The organism is Pseudoalteromonas sp. 23_GOM-1509m, from assembly GCF_000518425.1.
GTDB classification, from domain to species: Bacteria; Pseudomonadota; Gammaproteobacteria; order Enterobacterales; family Alteromonadaceae; genus Pseudoalteromonas; species Pseudoalteromonas tetraodonis.
This window is the reverse complement of the sequence record NZ_KI912432.1, coordinates 355,393-375,534: the sequence shown is the minus strand read 5'-3', so window position 1 is coordinate 375,534 and position 20,142 is coordinate 355,393. Positions and strand designations below refer to the sequence as shown.

Here is a 20,142-nt window from a genome sequence, read left to right as displayed (position 1 = left end):
TAGTTGCTGGTTTTTTAATTTATAAATGAATATGAGGAGTTAGCGCATTGCCATCATCATTTTAGCTGGCTGCTCTAAGTATTCTTTCCATAAATTATTAAAGCGCGCGATAGTGCCGCCATCAATTACACGGTGATCCCCTGACCAACTTACTTGCATAATTGCACGCGATACCACTTGCCCTTGCTCGTCAAAGCGCGGAAGGTGTTGTAATTTACCTAAGGCAACAATCGCCACTTCTGGCTTATTAATAATTGGCGTAGCTATAGTGCCACCAATCGCACCAATATTAGAAATACTAATAGTACCGCCTTTTAAATCATCTGGTGCTACGCGGCCTTCTCGAGCTGAGTCAGTTAATTGCGTTAAATTATTAGCCACCTCTACAATACTTTTAGTTTGGCAGGCTTTAATATTTGGTACTAATAAGCCCACTTTAGAGTCCACTGCAACCCCGATATTGTGATCATCGTAGTAGGTAATTTCACTGCAATCATCGTTTACTTTTGAGTTAAGTACCGGGAATTCAGTCATTGCCAACGATAACGCCTTAATAAAAAACGGCATCATCGTAAGTTTAACGCCCTGTGCTTTATATTGCTCTTTAAGATCAGTTCGAAGTGCAATTAAATCAGTTAAGTCAATTTCATCACTGTAGGTAAAATGTGGAATAGTAGAAACCGACGCCACCATTTGTTTTGCCATGGCCGCTTTAATGCCTTTAATCGCTTCTGTTCGCGTTCCACCTGTGCTCGCTGCATGTTCAGTACTGCTGGTTTTTTTACTCTCAGTAGTCTGTGGTTTGTTAAGCTCAGAAGTATCCATACCAGATGGCACTTCATTTTTTATAAACGCTTCAATATCTTGTTTATAAATACGACCATTTTTACCACTGCCTGGTACGCAAGTTAAATCTACATCAAGCTCTCGCGCTTTACGTCTAACCGCAGGTGAGGCAACTGCTTTTTCGTTAACAATCGCAGTTTGTGGTTGTGGTTGAGTTTGTTTAACCGGTGCATCGGTAGTTGCATTGCTTTGTGCTTTTACAACTGCTTGGTTAACATCAACGTCTTCTTTTGCGACTTGCCCTGCAACCGTCATTTGAAATAATGGGCTATGCACCTTTGCAATTTCACCTTTTTGATAATACAGCTTTTGCACTGTACCGGTGTATTTAGCCGGTATTTGTACTAATGCTTTATCGGTCATTACATCACAAACGGCTTGGTCTTCTTCTATTTCATCGCCCTCTGCCACTAACCATTCAACAATTTCACACTCAACAATACCTTCACCAATGTCGGGTAAAATAAAGTCTTCTAAGTGTTCACGAGTACTTGTTGGTGAAGAAGCTGTTTGAGTCTCTTCACTAGGCGCTTCACCGGCAACTTCCATTGCAAATAACGGCGCATGTACTTTAGCAATATCGCCTTTTTTACAATGCAGCTTAGTGATCACCCCATCGTGTACCGCTGGAATTTGCACTAAGGCTTTATCTGTCATCACATCACAAATAGGCTGATCTTCTTTTACAGTGTCGCCTTCTTGTACCAGCCATTCGACTACTTCGCATTCAACTATGCCTTCACCAATGTCGGGTAATATAAAATCTTTAGCCATGGAAACCCCTAAAAGTTCACTGATTGTTTAATTGCGGCCATTACTTTTAATGCATCTGGAACATATTCTTTTTCGAGCGCCAGCGGGTATGGCGTATCTAAACCACACACACGTAAAATAGGCGACTCTAAATGCAGAAAACACTCTTGAGCGATGGTTGCGGCTATTTCTGCGCCAAAACCGTTAGTAATAGGTGCTTCATGACTAACAATAAGACGGCCTGTTTTAGTCACTGATTTAGCAATCGTTTCAACATCCCATGGTAAAATACTGCGAAGGTCAATCACTTCACAGCTAATGCCCTGTTCACTGGCTTGCTTTGCCGCTGCTTCTATAATTTCCATTTGTGCACCCCACGCTAATAAAGTAACGTCAGTACCCTCTTGAACCACTTCAGCTTTACCAAGTTCAATGCTGTAATCTTCTTCAGGCACTTCACCAGTTGAAGCGCGGTATAAACGTTTGGGCTCAAAAAATAGCACTGGGTTGTCGTCTTTAATACAGGCACGCAGTAAGCCTTTAGCTTGGTACGGGTTACGCGGCACGACAATTTTTAACCCTGGCGTATGAGCAAAATATGCTTCTGGCGATTGCGAGTGATACAAACCACCAGCAATCCCGCCGCCATAAGGTGTGCGTATTGTTAGATTACCTACGTTGAATTCATTACCGCTACGGTAGCGAAACTTAGCCGATTCATTCACAATTTGATCAAACGCAGGAAAGATGTAATCAGCAAATTGAATCTCAGCAAGCGCGGGGGCACCAAAGGCTGCCAAACCATTTGCAAAGCCTAAAATACCTTGCTCTGTGAGCGGGGTATTGAATACGCGATGCTTACCGTACTTTTCTTGTAACCCTGATGTTGCTCTAAAAACACCGCCAAAATAACCCACGTCTTCACCAAAAATACACGCTTGAGGATGTTCATTCATGGTGATATCTAAAGCAGAATTAATTGCATGTAGCATGTTCATTTTAGCCATTACTTAATTCTCCCTGCTGTTGTTGGGTAGGCGTCTGGATGTGCTTTTATATGCGTTTTAAGTTCATCATATTGACGTTGTAAAGATGGAATTGGCGTATCGTAAACATCTGAAATTAGCTCTTCTAACGCCGGCTTATCAATTACTTCAGCGCGTTTTAGTGCCGCTAAAATATCATCACGAATTGTTTCTTTCGCTTTGATATCTTCTGCGTCATCTAACCAATTTTGTTTTACTAACCATTTTCTAAAGCGCTCAATTGGGCATGTTTTATAGTTTGCTTCTTCATCTTTTGAACGGTAACCGCTTGGATCATCTGATGTTGAATGCGCACCTAAACGATACGCTATCGATTCAATTAATACCGGTTCACCTTGTGTCGCAGCAATTTCGCGAGCTTTTTTAGTTGCCGCGTAAACGGCGAGCGCATCACTGCCATCAACACGAATGGTTTTAATACCATAACCCACACCACGCGATGCAATCCCATCGCCTTTAAATTGCTCATCGGCTGGGGTTGAAATAGCATAACCATTGTTACGTGCAAAAAAGATAACCGGTGCTTTATGTACTGCAGCCATATTTAAGCCTGCATGAAAATCACCTTCTGAAGCAGCCCCTTCACCAAAATAACAAATAGTAACGTTATCAATAGTACTTGCTAGTTCACCTGTTTTAGCATCAATGTGTTTTATTTTTTGACCATATGCGTAACCCGTAGCCTGTGGAATTTGTGTTCCCAAAGGTGATGAAATGGTCATGTAGTTAAGTGCTTTAGAACCATAATGGATCGGCATTTGACGGCCTTTACCTAAATCTAATTCATTAGAAAACATTTGGTTCATAAATTGATCAAGGGTAAAACCACGATAGTGTAAGGCTGCTTGTTCACGGTATTGCGCCATGATCATGTCATCTTGATCAAGGGCTGCAGCAGAGGCTGTTACCGCCGCTTCTTCCCCTAAACACTGCATGTAAAAGCTAACACGGCCTTGGCGTTGAGCACCCTGCATACGTTCATCCAATAAACGAATAAAACGCATGGTTTCGTATAATTTAATAGCGGTGTGTTTAGAAATATCAGGTGCAGGAGCACTAGGATGAATGTCGCCGTCCTCAGTTAAAATACTCAGGGTTGGAATATTAAGTGCGTGGCCGTCAATAAACTCAAGCTCATGATTAATATTCAGCGATACGTTATTGGGATTACTCATAACCTACCTTCTTTTGTTGTCGGTATCACAGCGCCCCTTTGGATTATTATTATGGGTGATAGTTGCTGAATAAACTTTGCAACATCTGCACTGTATTTAATTAAAGCTGCCAACACTTTACGTTAACGTAAAGTGTTATTCAACAAAACTGTGACCAAAGAAAAGTAAATAATGAGCAAAAAACTGGCAAGTTAACTATACATATAATTAACCACTTATTAATCAGTTGGTTAAACTTTCATAACAAGTGGTCTGATGTGTTGATTTAGCTAAAGCGGCTATCCACTTGCATAGGGACTACTGTAAGTAATGCACGTTGCCCAATGGCAACCTGTGCGTTAGGAAAAATAATTGCTTCCCCTTCTACGTCGGCATATATGGCATTATCGCCATCGGTGGCTAAAAGCTCACCCTTTGCAAACCCTGTAAAATTCTCGGCATCGTCAGAAAACGGAAAACTAAAGTTTTGCTCTGTGCGGTTAATAGTACGATGAACAGAAAACAACTCAAAGTCACTTGCATCAAATTCTGGGTATTTCACTTCTTTTTGGCTAATTAATGCAGTTAGAGTTTGTTTGGTTTTTGCAAAGCGTGACATTTCGTTTTCACCAAAGGGTTTCACTTGCCCAAGCTCTACAGTAAATGAGTCAGCCCCATGCACAAACGATGAATAGTAGCTAAACGTGGTAGCAGGCGACTTCATCATCAATACTGTATTCACACCACAGCTTAATAAGAACTGCAGTTGCGACTTTTTCCAAGGCTTGCCATGTAAGAATGGGTAAACAGCAAATTTTTCGTTTTTAGAACCGCGAATAGCGGTATGTAAATCATAATGACAGCGATACGTACCCTGCTCTGAACGGGCGTAAAAATCGCTAACATATTGCTCAAGTTTATCAGCGCGAACGCGTTCGTCGTTCATCGCTATACCATCAACAGTGTGGTGGCCGTTAAACAAGCGGTTTAAGTTCTCTTCTACAAATCGTTTACCAATATTAATTGACTGAGGATTACCAAAAATAAATAAAACACGCTGTTGTAATTCAAGTTGCCCACTAATAATGTGTTTAATCAGTTCATCGCAAATTTCAATGGGGGCTGTCTCATTGCCATGAATGGCACTAGATAGCACCACATTTTTTGACGTTATACAATCTGGTTCAAACTCAATCACTCCGGTATCGTGTATGGTAACCTGAGTATTGTTATTAAGCGTAAATTGACCTGCCTCTAAATGCCATTCATGGTTACGCGAAAGCGTTAAAAAATCACCATCTTGTTTTAATTGATTAATATATTCTGCAGTGGCTGACATAACGATAAAAGCCCTTTTATTTTAAATTATAGATACAAAAACGGCTGATAAAATCAGCCGTTTTTAGTTGTAATTGCATATTAGCTAATCACTGAATCAACCAGTTTTTTAGCTTCTTTTTCTAATAAGGCTAAGTGCTCTTCGCCTTTAAATGATTCTAAGTAAATTTTATAAATATCTTCCGTACCTGACGGACGCGCCGCAAACCAGCCGCTTTCAGTTACCACTTTTAGCCCACCAATAGCTGCATTATTACCTGGCGCATGAGTTAGCTTTTGTAAAATAGGCTCACCCGCTAAGGTATCTGCTTTTACGTCATCAGCACTGAGTGCTTTTAATCGCGACTTTTGCTCAGGCGTTGCTGGCGCATCTAGGCGTTTATAAAGTGGCGCACCAAACTCTTGCTCTAGTTCTTTATACAGCGCAGACGGGGTTTTACCTGTAACTGCAAGAATTTCAGCGGCGAGTAAGCCCATGATAAAGCCATCTTTATCTGTACACCAAACCGTGCCATCAAAACGTAAGAAAGCCGCTCCAGCACTTTCTTCACCACCAAAGGCCAATTTGCCTTTGTTTAAACCCTCAACAAACCATTTAAAGCCAACGGGTACTTCTTTTACTTTACGCTTGTTGCGCTGAGTTACCTTGTCAATCATTGAGCTAGAAACCAGCGTTTTACCGATTTCAACACTGGCATCCCAATCGCGATGCGTTAGTAAATAGTCAATCGCTACGGCTAAAAAGTGATTTGGATTCATTAACCCATCTGGTGTTACTATGCCGTGACGGTCATAATCAGGGTCATTACCAATCGATAAATCAAAATCATCTTTAAGGGCAATTAAATTAGCCATTGAATAAGGTGATGAGCAATCCATACGAATTTTGCCATCTTTATCAAGCGGCATAAATGCAAAACGCGGATCAACACTGTCATTAACGACCGTTAAATCTAAATTATATTTTTGCGCAATCACTGGCCAAAAGTTAATGCCTGAGCCACCTAATGGATCAATACCAATCTTGATGCCTGCATCGCTAATCGCTTTTAAATTAATAATGTTTTTTAAATCATCAATATAAGGCGTCATTAAATCTTCGTAGCGAATAAAACCAGAACGTGAAGCTTTAGCAAAAGGAAACAGTTCTACTTCAACTAAGTCTTCTAATAATAATTGATTGGCTCTGTCTTCAATCCATTTTGTAACGTCTGTATCTGCAGGACCGCCATTGGGCGGGTTATATTTAAAACCGCCATCTTCTGGTGGATTATGAGATGGAGTCACTACAATGCCATCGGCAAGCTCATTAGGATGATTTTTATTATAACTAACAATAGCATGGCTAATAACTGGCGTTGGAGTAAAGTCACCATTTTCTTGGGTGATCACTTGCACTTCATTAGCAACCAACACTTCAATTGCTGAGTTAAAGGCCGCCTCGCTCAGTGCGTGGGTATCTTTACCTAAAAATAACGGACCAAATATATCGTTCTGTTTTCTGTAATCACAAATAGCTTGGGTGATTGATAATATGTGCGATTCGTTAAATTTTACATCGTAGGCACAGCCTCGGTGCCCTGAGGTACCAAATGCAACACAATGCTCGGGGTTTTGCTCTAAGTCAGGCTCATTTAAATAATACGCAGACACTAACTTTGGTACATTCACTAAAGCCGATTGTGGTGCAGTTTTACCTGCGCCGGAATGAATTGCCATGGTCTTTCCTTAAAGATAATCACGAATTTTTTCAGCTTGCTCGTTGCTATAGCCTAAACTAAGTGCAACTTCATGCAGCATCATTTTTTTACGCGTGGTATTAGAATTGGTCATCACCCAATATTCACTGTCAGTGATATTTTTTGGGTTCATACTACTACCGCTATTCACTAAGTCTTCTTTACTGGTCGCGAAGTAAACACGATCTCGACCTTTAATATCTAGCACCGCAGAGAAGTCTGTTTTGTGCGTTCGGTAAAATGCACTTAATATAAATAAGAAACGACCAACAACACCTTTTTGCATTGCCAGCTCTTCTTTATTTAAAATGTTAAATACGTTCGCATTCTTTTTATTTACCGGCGGTTTTGCCACTTGGGTTGGCTGTTCAACGTCTGCTATAGGTTGTTCTAGTGATGAATTAGACACACTAACGGTTTCATTTTTATGATCAGTGTCTAGTTTAGTGGTGGTAATTTTTTCGCCGTTGAGATTTAATAAACGACGTAAAATAGTGGATGCACTCTCACCAATACTCTGTGTATTGCTTGCAATGTACTGATATAACTCGTCGTCTATGTCGATTTGTTTCATGTTCTTCCTGTCATTACGGGTCACATTTTTCTTTCGATATGATTATACCCAAATCACCTCAAGATGCGAGTTTCAGTTGGAATTAAAAGCGATTTAGGCAAGGCATTGATTGCAAACAATAGTCGTTCTATTGCTAAAACCAATAACGCAGTATAAATCGCTTTTAAACCAACCCTCTGGGCGTTTCACAGGAACTTACTCTCATCGTTGTTAATTTTTAAAAGGGATCACCATTGTTGCAAACTAACGCCTTGATATTAAGCCCCGGTGAAACGCTGAATTCTGTATCTTGTGATGGTTTGGGTATATACCCAATCCAGTTAGAAATGCGAGTTACAACCCACGCGCCCCTAAACATAATAGTAATTAATAATGACCAAATAATCAGGAAGCTAGGTATTTTTGAGTCCAACATACAAATAATATCTGTATTTTTTGCTTTTTAGGGTAATGCTCGGCAAACTATGCGCAAAATTGAAGGAGACGTCTATGCAATTAAATTACAAACAAATTGGTCAAGGTCCAAATGTTATTTTGATCCATGGACTGTTTGGCTCTTTAGAAAACCTTAATGTGATTGCAAAGCCATTAAGCGAGCATTTTTGTGTAACCAACGTTGATTTACGTAATCATGGCCTTTCGCCCCACAGCGATGAAATGGATTATACTGCAATGGCTAATGATGTTGTTGAATTAATGACGGCATTAAACATACAAAAAGCGCATCTGGTTGGGCACTCTATGGGCGGCAAAGTGGCGATGCAAATAGCACTGAGCCATACTGATTTAGTCGATAAACTAGTGGTTCTTGATATTGCGCCTGTGAGCTACCCTGCGCGCCATACTCAAATACTTGAGGCTTTAAATGCAGTTAAAAATTCAGATATTAGTGATAGAAAGCAAGCTGATTTAGTAATGCAACCGTATATAGAGGAGATAGGTGTACGTCAGTTTTTATTAAAAAGCTTATATAAAAATGATGATGGGCACTTTGTTTGGCGCTTTAATTTACCTGTGCTCGATGATAAATATTCAACTATTACAGCAAACATTAATGCAAATAATTCTTGTTTGTGCGAAACTCTGTTTATTAAAGGTAATGACTCTGACTACATTTTAACCGAGCATCGCGAAGCGATTAATGCGCTGTTTAAAAACGTCAGTGCAAAAATCATTCATGGTGCAGGTCATTGGTTACATGCCCAAAAACCACAGGCTGTAAACAAAGCAATCAATGATTTTTTAACTGCAGTTTAATGTTATTTTTATGGCGTGTTTTTGATTTATCACACTAAATAATTAAAGATTTATGTGCTATAGTACGCGCCGTTTAATTTAAAGGTTATACGTCGATGGTCAGTCAGTTTATTAACGAATTTGATACCTTAGGGTTGTATTTTGGCTTAGCAGGTATTTTTATTTTTATCGGCTTGGCAATTAAAGACGTACTGAAAAGCGGCAATGTGCCTAAATTTGGTCGTTATATTGTGTGGCTGGTACTCTTTTTAGGTTGCTCTGGCTTTATTGCCAAAGGACTTATTCAGGTATTTTGGCAAGGTGCGGGTGTAGGTTAAGCATGGCCAAGTCAGAAACAGATAGAACAACGCTTGATTTATTTGAATACGAGAAACGTCCAGGAAGACCTAAAACTAATCCCCTTCCTCGGGATATGCAGTTAAAGGTTAATAAACGTAATCAAATAAAAAGAGATAAGGCACGTGGTTTAAAGCGTGTTGAATTTAAAGTTTCGTCACAGCTGTATCAGGCACTGAGTGATATGGCAGATGCACAAAATATTAGCCGCAGTGCGTTGATCGAAACAATTTTACAAGAAAGATTGGCTATTGATAGATAAAAGGTTTAAATCCATGGCAAGTGTAGGCATTTTTTTCGGAAGTGACACAGGTAACACAGAACACGTAGCAAAAATGATCCAAAAAGAATTGGGTAAAAAGCTCGTTGCTGTGCATGACATTGCAAAAAGCTCTAAAGAAGAGATTGCTGAGTTTGATCTGATCTTATTCGGTATTCCAACTTGGTATTATGGTGAAGCGCAATGTGATTGGGATGATTTCTTTCCTGAGCTTGAAGAAGTAAGCTTTGAAGGTAAACTAGTGGCTATTTTTGGCTGTGGCGACCAAGAAGACTATGCAGAATACTTCTTAGATGCTATGGGCATGATCAACGATATCGTAACAGAACGTGGCGCTATTGTTGTTGGCCATTGGCCAACAGACAGTTATGATTTTGAAGCATCAAAAGGCATGGCTGATGACAAACATTTTGTTGGTTTAGGTATTGATGAAGACCGTCAGCCAGAATTGACTGAGCAGCGTGTTAAGCAGTGGTGTGCTCAGGTATATGATGAAATGTGCTTAAGTGAGTTAGCAGATTAATCCCCCCCTTTTAAATGCTAACTGTTTAAAATATTATCAAACAGTTAGCATTTTCCGCGTTAATATTGATATAGATCAATTGTTCTTTGCACTTCCTGCTAAGGCACGTTATCCTAACTGTTATTGTGACGAGTACATCTTGCAAGATGTCTAGTATAACTAAATAAAATTGAGACAGATTTAATGACTGATCATAACTTGGAACTTAAAAAAGCCGGGCTAAAGGTAACTTTACCGCGTATTAAAATTTTAGAGATTCTTCAATCTCCAGATAACCAACACATAAGCGCTGAAGATGTTTACAAGGTTTTATTAGATCTAGGCGAAGAAATTGGTCTTGCGACTGTTTACCGTGTTTTAAATCAATTTGATGATGCAGGAATTGTAAGCCGTCATCACTTTGAAGGCGGTAAGTCAGTATTTGAACTTTCTGGCAGCACTCACCATGACCACTTAGTGTGTTTAAAATGTGGCAAGGTTGTTGAGTTTGAAGATGATTTAATTGAACGTCGTCAACTCGAAATAGCTGAAGAAAACGGTATTAAGCTGACCAATCACTCTCTTTACCTATATGGCGAATGTGAAGATAAAGACGCGTGTAAAGCGTTTGCGCAAAGCAATAGTTAAAAGCCTATTTAGTTTAATAAAAAAACCTGCGATTTAGCAGGTTTTTTTATAACTAAAAAATAGAGCAATATTATTTGTGCTCTATTTTAGCCCACGAATCACGTAAGCCTACCGTTTGGTTAAATACCAGGTTTTCTGATTTAGTATCACGTGAGAAATAACCGGTACGCTCAAACTGAAAACCTTGTGCAGGTACAGAATTAGCCAATGAAGGTTCAAGTTTAGCATTAGAAATAACCACTAATGAGTCTGGGTTTAACGTGCTTTCAAAGTCCTCTGCGGCTGCAGGGTTAGGCACACTGAATAAACGGTCATATAAACGTACTTCAGCTGTCACTGACTCAGGCGCAGATACCCAATGAATAACCCCTTTTACTTTACGACCATCGCTTGGATTTTTACCCAATGTTTCAGGATCGTAAGTACAGTAAATAGTGGTAATTTCACCATTGTCGTCTTTTTCAACACGCTCTGCCTTAATCACATAAGCACCACGTAAGCGTACTTCTTTATCAAGCACTAAACGTTTAAACTTATTGTTCGCTTCTTCACGGAAATCTTCGCGTTCGATAAAAATTTCACGCGTGAAAGGCACTTCACGGCGACCCATTTCTTCTTTATTTGGGTGATTAGCCACAGAAAGCGTTTCTACTTTATCGGCTTCATAATTCTCAATCACAATTTTCACTGGATCAAGTACAGCCATTGCACGCGGAGCATTTTCGTTTAAGTCATCACGGATACACGCTTCAAGCATGCCCATTTCAACCATATTTTCCTGCTTAGTAATACCGATACGCTGACAGAATTCACGCACAGATGCCGGTGTATAACCACGACGACGCAGACCCGCAATGGTTGGCATACGCGGATCATCCCACCCTTCTACGTGCTTATTAACCACTAAGTCATTAAGCTTACGCTTTGACATAATTGTGTATTCAAGGTTTAAACGTGAAAACTCAATTTGTTGCGGGTGACATTCAAGGCTGATGTTATCCAATACCCAGTCATATAAACGACGGTTATCTTGGAACTCTAGCGTACATAATGAATGAGTAATGCCTTCAAGTGCATCAGAAATACAATGCGTGAAGTCGTACATTGGGTAAATGCACCACTTATCCGCTGTTTGATGATGATTAGCAAAACGTATACGGTATATAATTGGATCGCGCAGCACCATAAATGAGCTGGCCATATCTATTTTAGCGCGAAGGACACATTCACCTTCTTTAAATTCACCGTTACGCATTTTTTCAAATAATGCGAGGTTTTCTTCAGGTGATGTTTCGCGGTATGGGCTGTTTTTACCAGGCTCTTTTAATGTACCACGGTATTCGCGAGCTTGATCTGCAGTTAAGAAACAAACATACGCTAAGCCTTTATTAATAAGCTCTACCGCATAACCATAAAGTAGATCAAAATAGTTTGACGAATACTTAATCTCACCATCCCAATTAAACCCTAACCACTGTACGTCTTCTTTAATTGAATTAACGTAGTTAATATCTTCTTTTTCTGGGTTTGTATCGTCAAAACGAAGGTTACATAAACCGTTATAGTCTTTGGCGATACCAAAATTTAGGCAAATTGATTTTGCATGGCCAATATGTAAAAAGCCATTAGGTTCAGGTGGAAAACGGGTATGCGTTGTGGCATGTTTTCCACTTGCTAAATCTTCATCAATTCGGGTTCTAATAAAGTTATTTGGGCGATTCTCGATTTCCGCCATAGGATTATAAACCTCTGTATATTGCGTGATAACAAAACTACTGCATTATTACAAAAACCAACCTTAACATACAGTAATAGATGCGGGTTTATGCAGTTATTACCAAAGTTTGTTAGATAAGGGATAGTTTATGAGCAAAATTTGTTTTAGCGCAATATTAAAGTCATTAAAGCGATTTATAGTAAACGAATAACCCCAACTTAAAGGAACGAAGATGGCCTCATTAAATCAACACCGCATATATATTCCAAGTAATGCACGTGCAAATCATTACTTATTAGCCGAAATTACACCTAATGAAGATTTTTATAAAAACTTCAGTAATATTAATGCTTGCTATGAACGAATTGCGCGTCAGTTATTTGCATCATGTGATGAATATGAACTGCATAATGTCCATTTACTCGCAAATGATAAACTCCCCGTGGTGAGATTTCATGATGAGTCTTACCAACTTGAAACCGATAAGCAAATGTTGTTTTTTTATAACCCTCGTTACCATGAAGCGCATAAACTTCATCACACAGAAAATCAGCAAAGTAAAAAAATACGCCTATTGTTTTTAGCTACTGGTGAAGATATACGTGCCCACTCTGCGCAATTTCATACCAATGTACAAAAAGTATTGAGTCATTTACAAGATCAGTTATTCTTAGACCAGCCAAGCTTTAAGCTGCGCGATCATCAACATTTAACCTATGATTTATTCGCTAAAGAAAAAGGTAATAAAGAAAGCTATGGATATAAACTAAGAAGTTTATATCCTCGTTATCAATCCAGACAATGCGCAATACCTAGTAGCCATGCTGAAATGACTTACGTCACCTTCTCTATTCCCGTGTCACGTAATATTAAAACGCAATTTCAAACACAAATTAATAGCCATACTTATAAACCGTTTTATAACCACTTTTTGCAGTTATTTACTCAACTTTGTGAAGATAATAAACTCACCCATGCAGCGATGGTTGCCAATGGGGCAATGCCAATAATTCGTAATAGTGAAGTAGATAGAAATGAGGGAAATGGTGAGTTACAAAAAATTAGTTTTGATATAGAAGATTCAGCGCCACAAATGAAAGTATTTTTTGATGAAAATAAACTCGTAGAGACGCTGCATTTTGTGATTGTTGCCGCCGCGCATAATAAACATGAGATTGGCTATGGTCGCTTTATGAATCAAGTAGAGAAAACCGTTCATGCATTCTGTGATGAATTAGCTATTAATAAGCAGCGCCAAGATTTATCTCTGCGATTTTTTCAACATATTAGTTACCCGTTTTAAGATTAAGGGCAATACGCTCTAGCCATACATAAAAAAAGGCTCGCAATTGCGAGCCTTTTTTAAAGAATAACCGCTGATTACCAGCCTGTTTTTTCTTTAAGTGCTTTACCGATATCAGCCAGTGAACGTACAGTTTTTACGCCCGCAGCTTCTAATGCAGCAAATTTCTCATCAGCAGTACCTTTACCGCCTGCGATGATTGCGCCAGCGTGACCCATACGCTTACCTTCTGGTGCAGTAACACCAGCAATGTAAGAAACAACAGGTTTAGTTACGTTAGCTTTGATGTACTCTGCAGCTTCTTCTTCTGCAGTACCACCAATTTCACCAATCATTACGATTGCTTCAGTTTGGTCGTCTTTTTCGAACATTTCTAAAACGTCGATAAAGTTAGTACCTGGGATTGGGTCGCCACCAATACCAACACACGTAGACTGACCAAAACCAGCATCTGTAGTTTGTTTAACTGCTTCGTACGTTAAAGTACCAGAGCGTGAAACAATACCTACTTTACCAGGCTTGTGGATGTGACCAGGCATGATACCAATCTTAGTCTCACCAGGAGTGATAACACCTGGACAGTTAGGACCGATCATACGTGTACCTGTTTGATCTAATTTAACTTTAACGTCAACCATATCAAGTGTAGGAATACCTTCAGTGATACAAACAATTAGCTCGATGCCCGCATCGATTGCTTCTAAGATTGCATCTTTACAAAAAGGTGCTGGTACGTAGATAACTGATGCAGTTGCCCCAGTTGCTTCTACAGCGTCACGTACTGTGTTAAATACTGGAAGACCAAGGTGCGTTTGACCGCCTTTACCTGGGCTTACACCACCAACCATTTGTGTACCGTACTCAAGCGCTTGCTCTGAGTGGAAAGTACCTTGACCACCAGTGAAACCTTGACAGATAACTTTTGTATCTTTATTGATTAATACAGACATTATTTGCCCTCCGCAGCAGCAACAACTTTTTCAGCCGCGTCTGTTAATGATTCAGCAGCGATGATGTTTAGATCAGACTTAGCAAGTACTTCACGACCTAGTTCAGCATTAGTACCTTCTAAACGCACAACTACTGGTACTGTTACACCTACTTCTTTAACTGCGCCAATGATGCCTTCTGCAATCATGTCACAACGAACGATACCGCCGAAGATGTTAACTAAAACAGCTTTAACGTTGTCATCTGAAAGGATAATTTTGAATGCTTCAGATACACGTTCTTTCGTTGCGCCGCCACCAACATCTAGGAAGTTAGCTGGCTTGCCACCGTGTAGGTTTACGATGTCCATAGTACCCATTGCTAGGCCTGCACCGTTAACCATACAACCTACGTTACCATCAAGGGCTACGTAGTTAAGCTCGAAGCTTGCTGCGTGAGCTTCACGCGCATCTTCTTGAGATGGATCGTGCATTTCACGGATTTTAGGTTGACGGTAAAGTGCATTACCATCGATACCGATTTTACCATCTAGACAGTGAAGGTTACCTTCATCTGTGATTACTAGCGGGTTGATTTCAAGTAATGCGAAATCGAAATCGTTGAACATATTACCAAGACCCATGAAGATCTTAACAAACTGTTTCATTTGCGTTGGGTTAAGACCCAATTTAAAACCAAGCTCACGTGCTTGGTAAGCTTGAGGACCTACTAATGGATCGATCTCAGCTTTGTGGATAAGTTCTGGTGTTTCTTCAGCAACAGTTTCAATTTCAACGCCGCCTTCAGTAGACGCCATGAACACAACTTTACGAGAAGCACGGTCAACAACAGCACCTAGGTACAGTTCGTTAGCGATGTCAGTACAGCTTTCTACTAAAATTTTAGCAACTGGCTGGCCTTTCTCGTCTGTTTGGTAAGTAACTAGGTTTTTACCTAACCAGTTAGCTGCAAACGCTTTAACTTCGTCGATAGTTTTAACTAGCTTTACACCGCCAGCTTTACCACGTCCACCTGCGTGAACCTGAGTTTTAACAACCCACATATCGCCGCCAATCTTTTCAGCAGCTGCTGCAGCTTCTTCAGGTGTATCGCAAGCGAAACCTTGAGAAACTGGTAAACCATATTCGGCAAAAAGTTGTTTTGCCTGATACTCATGCAAATTCATGATGCTTTATCCAATTTTTTATATTAAAAGAGTTGAATATTTATGCAAATAAACAACTATCCCAAATTGCGTGCCTAGTATAGATCTCATGGCGCTACATGAAAACCCCAGTATGACCATAGGCACAAAAAAAAAGCTGTGATTTTAACTCACAGCTTATATTTCATACTACTTAATTAAACATCCAGCAGTAAACGTGTTGGATCTTCAAGTAACTCTTTAATTGTTACTAAGAAACCAACTGATTCTTTACCATCGATTTGGCGGTGATCGTAAGATAACGCTAAGTACATCATAGGTAAGATTTCAACTTTACCGTTTACAGCCATTGGACGATCTTGGATTTTGTGCATACCCAAAATTGAAGACTGCGGTAAGTTAATAATTGGAGTAGATAGTAACGAACCGAATACACCACCGTTGGTGATAGTGAAGTTACCGCCGGTCATATCGTCAAGCGTTAGCTTACCATCACGGCCTTTAAGCGCTAGCTCACGAATACCCTTTTCGATTTCTGCAACAGATAGCTTGTCACAGTCTTTAAGTACAGGTGTTACTAAGCCACGAGGTGTAGAAACAGCAATGCTGATGTCGAAATAGTTGTGGTAAACAATATCATCGCCATCAATTGATGCATTTACATCTGGGAAACGCTTTAACGCTTCAGTCACTGCTTTCACGTAGAAAGACATGAAACCTAAACGGATACCGTGGCGCTTTTCAAATACTTCTTGGTACTGCTTACGAAGATCCATGATTGGCTTCATGTTAACTTCGTTAAATGTAGTTAACATTGCAGTAGAGTTTTTCGCTTCAAGAAGACGATTCGCAATTGTTTTACGTAAACGTGTCATAGGCACACGTTTTTGTGTACGGTCACCCATAGGTGCTGCTGGCGCTGCTTCTGCTTTTGCCGCTGGCGCAGGTGATTTTAAGAATTGATCAACATCTTCTTTAGTCACACGACCATTTTTACCTGAACCTTTGATTTTTGATGCATCAAGGCCTTTCTCAGCAATTAAACGACGAACTGATGGCGTTAACACATCTGAACCCTCGCTTGAGCTTTCTTCTTTGGCTTCTGGTGCATCCGCTTTAGCGTCAGATTTAGCGGGGGCAGCGCCTGCTTTTACTTTACCAATTACTTGCTCACCAAGAACAGTATCGCCTTCGTCATGAATGATTTCACCCATAACGCCGTCTTCTTGGGCAACCACTTCAAGTACAACTTTATCTGTTTCAATATCAACCAAGTTTTGGTCGCGTGTTACCGCGTCACCTGGTTGAACATGCCAAGTAGCAATTGTTGCATCTGCAACTGATTCTGGAAGTACAGGTACTTTAATATCCACTTCTTTACCTTCTGATGCTGGTGCTGATTGCGCCGCCGGCGCGTCTTCTGATTTTTCTGATGCTGAGCTATCTTCTTTTGGCTCTTTACTTGGTGATGCTGCTTGCGCATCACCAATTAAACCGATCACTTGGTCACCAAGTACCGTAGCACCTTCTTCTTGTGAAATTTCAGTGATTACACCGTCATTTTGTGCAACCACTTCTAAAACCACTTTGTCTGTTTCAATATCTACTAAGTTTTGGTCACGGCTTACTTTGTCGCCAACACTTACATGCCATGTAGCAACGGAAGCATCTGCAACCGACTCAGGAAGAACAGGAACTTTAATTTCTGTGCTCATTGCTTATCCTTTCTTTTCTATAGTAAGCGCGTCGGCAACGAGCGCTTGTTGTTCTTTAGTATGTACTGACATATATCCACATGCAGGAGATGCTGATGCCTTACGGCCTGCATATTTCAATTTTGCACCTTGTGGAATTGCATCAACAAAGTGATGTTGTGAGCAGTACCAAGCGCCTTGGTTTTGCGGCTCTTCCTGACACCACACAAAATCAGTAACGTGTTGGTAACGTTCAATAATTGCTTTCATTTCGTCATGTGGGAACGGGTAAAGCTGCTCAACACGAACAATTGCAATATTGTCTTGCTCAAGTTTACGACGTTCTTGTAATAATTCGTAGTAAACTTTGCCGCTACAAAATACAACACGTTCTACTTTCTTAGGGTCAATCTCATCAATTTCATCAATGATGTTGTGGAACACACCTTCAGATAACTCTTCAAGTGTCGATGTTGCTAATGGATGACGTAATAATGATTTCGGTGTCATTACAATCAATGGACGACGCAGTGGTCTAACTGATTGACGACGTAACATTGCGTACACTTGTGCCGGTGTTGATGGTACACACACTTGCATGTTGTGATCAGCACAAAGCTGTAAAAAGCGTTCTAGACGAGCCGAGCTGTGCTCTGGACCCTGACCTTCATAGCCATGAGGTAACAAACACGTTAAGCCACATAAGCGACCCCACTTTTGCTCACCTGAACTTAAGAACTGGTCAAATACCACCTGAGCACCATTAGCGAAATCACCAAATTGTGCTTCCCACAATACTAATGAAGTCGGCTCTGCAGTTGCATAACCATATTCAAATGCTAATACCGCTTCTTCAGACAGTACTGAGTCGAACACTTCAAACGTACCTTGATCTTCACTAAGGTTCTGTAATGGTAAATACGTTGCACCATCTTTTTGACTATGAACAACCGCATGACGGTGGAAGAAGGTACCACGACCTGAATCTTGTCCAGTTAGACGAATATCAGTGCCTTCAGCTGCAATAGTTGCATACGCTAAAGTTTCAGCCATACCCCAATCAAGTGGTTTTTCGCCAGCAGCCATTGCTTTACGATCATCGTATATTTTTTTAACACGAGATTGTGCTTTGTACTCTTCTGGGTAACTTGCAACTATGTTACCAAGTTCTTTAAGCTTTTCTACCGAAACGCTAGCATCGTAATCAACACTCCATTCATGGCCTACATACTTAGCCCAATCTGAAGAGTGTGATGTTTCTGGCTGTATTTCTTCAACAACACAGTTGCCATCGTCTAAACCATTACGGTAATCATCAGCAAGCGCTTTCACTTCATCTTCTGTGAAAGAACCTTCAGAAATCAGCTGATCCGCGTAGATTAAGCGAGGTACTGGGTGTTTTTTAATTTTTTGGTACATGATTGGCTGTGTAGCGTTAGGCTCATCAGCTTCGTTATGACCATGGCGACGGTAACAAACAAGGTCAATCACAACGTCACGTTTAAACTGATTTCTAAAATCAAGCGCGAGTTGAGTTACAAAAGCAACCGCTTCAGGATCGTCAGAGTTTACGTGGAAAATTGGTGATTGAACCATTTTCGCGATATCAGTACAGTAATCAGTTGAGCGTACGTCGTCTTTTTTACTTGTTGTAAAACCAACTTGGTTATTAACAACAATACGGATACTACCGCCACAACTAAATGCATTAGTTTGCGATAAGTTAAACGTTTCTTGAACAACACCCTGACCTGCAATTGCTGAGTCGCCGTGGATAGTGATTGGAAGTGCTTTGCTGCCTGTTTTGTCATTAAGACGATCAAGACGTGCACGCACAGAGCCCATAACCACCGGATTTACGATTTCTAAATGCGACGGGTTAAACGCAAGTGCCATGTGCACGTTGCCACCTTTAGTCGCGAAATCTGATGAATAACCCATGTGGTATTTAACATCACCTGAGCTTAACGTTTCTTTATGCTTGCCAGCAAACTCATCAAAAAGTTCTGATGGATTTTTGCCTAGCACATTAACAAGAACATTTAAGCGACCACGGTGAGCCATACCAATAACGGCTTCTTTTTGGCCACTTTCACCGGCACGGTGAATAAGCTCTTTTAACATAGGCACTAACGCATCGCCACCTTCAAGTGAGAAACGCTTAGCACCCGGGAACTTAGCCCCTAAATATTTTTCAAGACCATCAGCCGCTGTTAATCCCTTGAGGATTCGTAGCTTTTCATTTTTATCAAATTTTGGCCTAGACTGAACAGACTCTAAACGCTGTTGTAACCAACGCTTTTCTTCTGTTGATGTGATGTGCATATACTCGGCGCCAATAGAACCACAGTAAGTGGTTTTTAGTGCTTGGTATAACTCACCTAAAGGCATAGTATCGCGGCCAACGGCAAACGATCCTACGTTAAATTCGCGGTCAAAGTCAGCATCCGATAAGTCGTGGTACTCTAGCTCTAAATCTCGTACACGTTCTCGTTGCCAAATACCTAGTGGATCTAGGTTTGCATTTTGGTGTCCACGAAAACGGAAAGCATTAATAAGTTGCAGTACTTTAACCTGTTTAAGGTCGCCACCACTGCCCTCTGCTACCACTACTTCTCTATGCTTGTTTTTAGCAAGCGCCGCAAATTGTGAACGAACTTCTGAATGTTTTACTTCAACATCCACACCATCTACTTTTGGTAACTGTTCGAACACTTCTCGCCATTCTTCTGGCACCGAAGTCGCATCGTCTAAATACGCTTCATAAAGCTCTTCAACATAAGCAACGTTACCGCCGTTTAAATGTGAAGATTCTAGCCATGCCTTCATCACACCTTCGTGCATTTATAAGCCCTTTTTT

Annotated in this window: 17 protein-coding genes; 6 read left to right on the top strand and 11 right to left on the bottom strand. The window is 40.4% G+C overall.

The window, feature by feature from the left end; all coding sequences use genetic code 11:
• Positions 1–39 precede the first annotated feature (39 nt).
• The 6 genes from N523_RS0112290 to seqA form a co-directional block, all read right to left on the bottom strand.
• On the bottom strand, positions 40–1,620 hold the full coding sequence (locus N523_RS0112290) for a dihydrolipoyllysine-residue acetyltransferase (RefSeq protein ID WP_028835196.1): 1,581 nt from the start codon (positions 1,618–1,620) through the stop codon (positions 40–42).
• Positions 1,621–1,628: 8 nt separating this feature from the next.
• Positions 1,629–2,606: an alpha-ketoacid dehydrogenase subunit beta gene (locus N523_RS0112285; RefSeq protein WP_013464999.1), complete on the bottom strand. Its 978-nt coding sequence runs from the start codon at positions 2,604–2,606 to the stop codon at positions 1,629–1,631.
• The gene (locus N523_RS0112280; protein WP_028835195.1) at positions 2,606–3,820 is read right to left on the bottom strand and encodes a thiamine pyrophosphate-dependent dehydrogenase E1 component subunit alpha; all 1,215 of its coding nucleotides are present in this window, start codon (positions 3,818–3,820) and stop codon (positions 2,606–2,608) included. The genes N523_RS0112285 and N523_RS0112280 overlap by 1 nt, the downstream gene beginning before the upstream one ends.
• Positions 3,821–4,085: 265 nt before the next feature.
• Positions 4,086–5,138: a succinylglutamate desuccinylase gene (gene astE, locus N523_RS0112275; protein ID WP_028835194.1), complete on the bottom strand. Its 1,053-nt coding sequence runs from the start codon at positions 5,136–5,138 to the stop codon at positions 4,086–4,088.
• A gap of 80 nt (positions 5,139–5,218) precedes the next feature.
• Positions 5,219–6,856, bottom strand: a complete 1,638-nt coding sequence (gene pgm, locus N523_RS0112270) for a phosphoglucomutase (alpha-D-glucose-1,6-bisphosphate-dependent) (RefSeq protein WP_028835193.1) — start codon at positions 6,854–6,856, stop codon at positions 5,219–5,221.
• A gap of 9 nt (positions 6,857–6,865) precedes the next feature.
• Positions 6,866–7,450 carry a replication initiation negative regulator SeqA gene (seqA, locus tag N523_RS0112265; protein WP_028835192.1) on the bottom strand — a complete coding sequence of 195 codons (585 nt, stop codon included), beginning with the start codon at positions 7,448–7,450 and terminating at the stop codon, positions 6,866–6,868.
• A 489-nt stretch (positions 7,451–7,939) separates the two neighbouring features.
• Here seqA and N523_RS0112260 point away from each other — a divergent pair, with 489 nt between their 5' ends.
• The 5 genes from N523_RS0112260 to fur all read left to right on the top strand — a co-directional run bounded on the left by N523_RS0112260 (position 7,940) and on the right by fur (position 10,473).
• Positions 7,940–8,707 carry an alpha/beta fold hydrolase gene (locus N523_RS0112260; protein WP_028835191.1) on the top strand — a complete coding sequence of 256 codons (768 nt, stop codon included), beginning with the start codon at positions 7,940–7,942 and terminating at the stop codon, positions 8,705–8,707.
• Positions 8,708–8,802: 95 nt separating this feature from the next.
• Positions 8,803–9,024 (top strand): DUF2788 domain-containing protein, encoded by a 222-nt coding sequence (locus tag N523_RS0112255; protein ID WP_008113777.1) that lies wholly within the window; start codon positions 8,803–8,805, stop codon positions 9,022–9,024.
• Positions 9,025–9,026: 2 nt separating this feature from the next.
• The gene (ybfE, locus tag N523_RS0112250) at positions 9,027–9,305 is read left to right on the top strand and encodes a LexA regulated protein (RefSeq protein WP_008113775.1); all 279 of its coding nucleotides are present in this window, start codon (positions 9,027–9,029) and stop codon (positions 9,303–9,305) included.
• 13 nt (positions 9,306–9,318) lie between these two features.
• Positions 9,319–9,846: a flavodoxin FldA gene (gene fldA, locus N523_RS0112245; protein ID WP_008113772.1), complete on the top strand. Its 528-nt coding sequence runs from the start codon at positions 9,319–9,321 to the stop codon at positions 9,844–9,846.
• Between the two features lie 183 nt (positions 9,847–10,029).
• Positions 10,030–10,473: a ferric iron uptake transcriptional regulator gene (gene fur / locus N523_RS0112240; RefSeq protein ID WP_013465004.1), complete on the top strand. Its 444-nt coding sequence runs from the start codon at positions 10,030–10,032 to the stop codon at positions 10,471–10,473.
• A 70-nt stretch (positions 10,474–10,543) separates the two neighbouring features.
• Here the strand turns inward: fur and glnS are convergent, their stop codons facing one another.
• Entirely contained in the window at positions 10,544–12,208 is a 1,665-nt protein-coding gene (glnS, locus tag N523_RS0112235) for a glutamine--tRNA ligase (protein ID WP_013465005.1), read from the bottom strand.
• 214 nt (positions 12,209–12,422) lie between these two features.
• On the opposite strand from glnS, the gene N523_RS0112230 reads away from it, so the two are divergent.
• A complete protein-coding gene (locus N523_RS0112230; protein WP_028835190.1) occupies positions 12,423–13,493 on the top strand; it encodes a DUF3083 family protein in 1,071 nt (356 codons plus the stop codon).
• A 77-nt stretch (positions 13,494–13,570) separates the two neighbouring features.
• Here N523_RS0112230 and sucD read toward each other — a convergent pair whose 3' ends face one another.
• The 4 genes from sucD to sucA form a co-directional block, all read right to left on the bottom strand.
• Positions 13,571–14,443, bottom strand: a complete 873-nt coding sequence (gene sucD / locus N523_RS0112225) for a succinate--CoA ligase subunit alpha (RefSeq protein ID WP_024603036.1) — start codon at positions 14,441–14,443, stop codon at positions 13,571–13,573.
• Positions 14,443–15,609 (bottom strand): ADP-forming succinate--CoA ligase subunit beta, encoded by a 1,167-nt coding sequence (gene sucC, locus N523_RS0112220; RefSeq protein ID WP_008464053.1) that lies wholly within the window; start codon positions 15,607–15,609, stop codon positions 14,443–14,445. Before sucC ends, sucD begins: the two co-directional genes overlap by 1 nt.
• 176 nt (positions 15,610–15,785) lie before the next feature.
• A complete protein-coding gene (odhB, locus tag N523_RS0112215) occupies positions 15,786–17,303 on the bottom strand; it encodes a 2-oxoglutarate dehydrogenase complex dihydrolipoyllysine-residue succinyltransferase (RefSeq protein ID WP_028835189.1) in 1,518 nt (505 codons plus the stop codon).
• Between the two features lie 3 nt (positions 17,304–17,306).
• Positions 17,307–20,126 carry a 2-oxoglutarate dehydrogenase E1 component gene (gene sucA / locus N523_RS0112210; protein ID WP_028835188.1) on the bottom strand — a complete coding sequence of 940 codons (2,820 nt, stop codon included), beginning with the start codon at positions 20,124–20,126 and terminating at the stop codon, positions 17,307–17,309.
• Positions 20,127–20,142 lie beyond the last annotated feature (16 nt).

Excerpts from the sequence above, each read along its gene's own strand:
- N523_RS0112290 (WP_028835196.1), bottom strand. The coding sequence starts at position 1,620 with ATGGCTAAAGATTTTATATTACCCGACATTGGTGAAGGCATAGTTGAA.
- N523_RS0112285 (WP_013464999.1), bottom strand. The coding sequence starts at position 2,606 with ATGGCTAAAATGAACATGCTACATGCAATTAATTCTGCTTTAGATATC.
- N523_RS0112280 (WP_028835195.1), bottom strand. The coding sequence starts at position 3,820 with ATGAGTAATCCCAATAACGTATCGCTGAATATTAATCATGAGCTTGAG.
- astE (WP_028835194.1), bottom strand. The coding sequence starts at position 5,138 with ATGTCAGCCACTGCAGAATATATTAATCAATTAAAACAAGATGGTGAT.
- pgm (WP_028835193.1), bottom strand. The coding sequence starts at position 6,856 with ATGGCAATTCATTCCGGCGCAGGTAAAACTGCACCACAATCGGCTTTA.
- seqA (WP_028835192.1), bottom strand. The coding sequence starts at position 7,450 with ATGAAACAAATCGACATAGACGACGAGTTATATCAGTACATTGCAAGC.
- N523_RS0112260 (WP_028835191.1), top strand. The coding sequence starts at position 7,940 with ATGCAATTAAATTACAAACAAATTGGTCAAGGTCCAAATGTTATTTTG.
- N523_RS0112255 (WP_008113777.1), top strand. The coding sequence starts at position 8,803 with ATGGTCAGTCAGTTTATTAACGAATTTGATACCTTAGGGTTGTATTTT.
- ybfE (WP_008113775.1), top strand. The coding sequence starts at position 9,027 with ATGGCCAAGTCAGAAACAGATAGAACAACGCTTGATTTATTTGAATAC.
- fldA (WP_008113772.1), top strand. The coding sequence starts at position 9,319 with ATGGCAAGTGTAGGCATTTTTTTCGGAAGTGACACAGGTAACACAGAA.
- fur (WP_013465004.1), top strand. The coding sequence starts at position 10,030 with ATGACTGATCATAACTTGGAACTTAAAAAAGCCGGGCTAAAGGTAACT.
- glnS (WP_013465005.1), bottom strand. The coding sequence starts at position 12,208 with ATGGCGGAAATCGAGAATCGCCCAAATAACTTTATTAGAACCCGAATT.
- N523_RS0112230 (WP_028835190.1), top strand. The coding sequence starts at position 12,423 with ATGGCCTCATTAAATCAACACCGCATATATATTCCAAGTAATGCACGT.
- sucD (WP_024603036.1), bottom strand. The coding sequence starts at position 14,443 with ATGTCTGTATTAATCAATAAAGATACAAAAGTTATCTGTCAAGGTTTC.
- sucC (WP_008464053.1), bottom strand. The coding sequence starts at position 15,609 with ATGAATTTGCATGAGTATCAGGCAAAACAACTTTTTGCCGAATATGGT.
- odhB (WP_028835189.1), bottom strand. The coding sequence starts at position 17,303 with ATGAGCACAGAAATTAAAGTTCCTGTTCTTCCTGAGTCGGTTGCAGAT.
- sucA (WP_028835188.1), bottom strand. The coding sequence starts at position 20,126 with ATGCACGAAGGTGTGATGAAGGCATGGCTAGAATCTTCACATTTAAAC.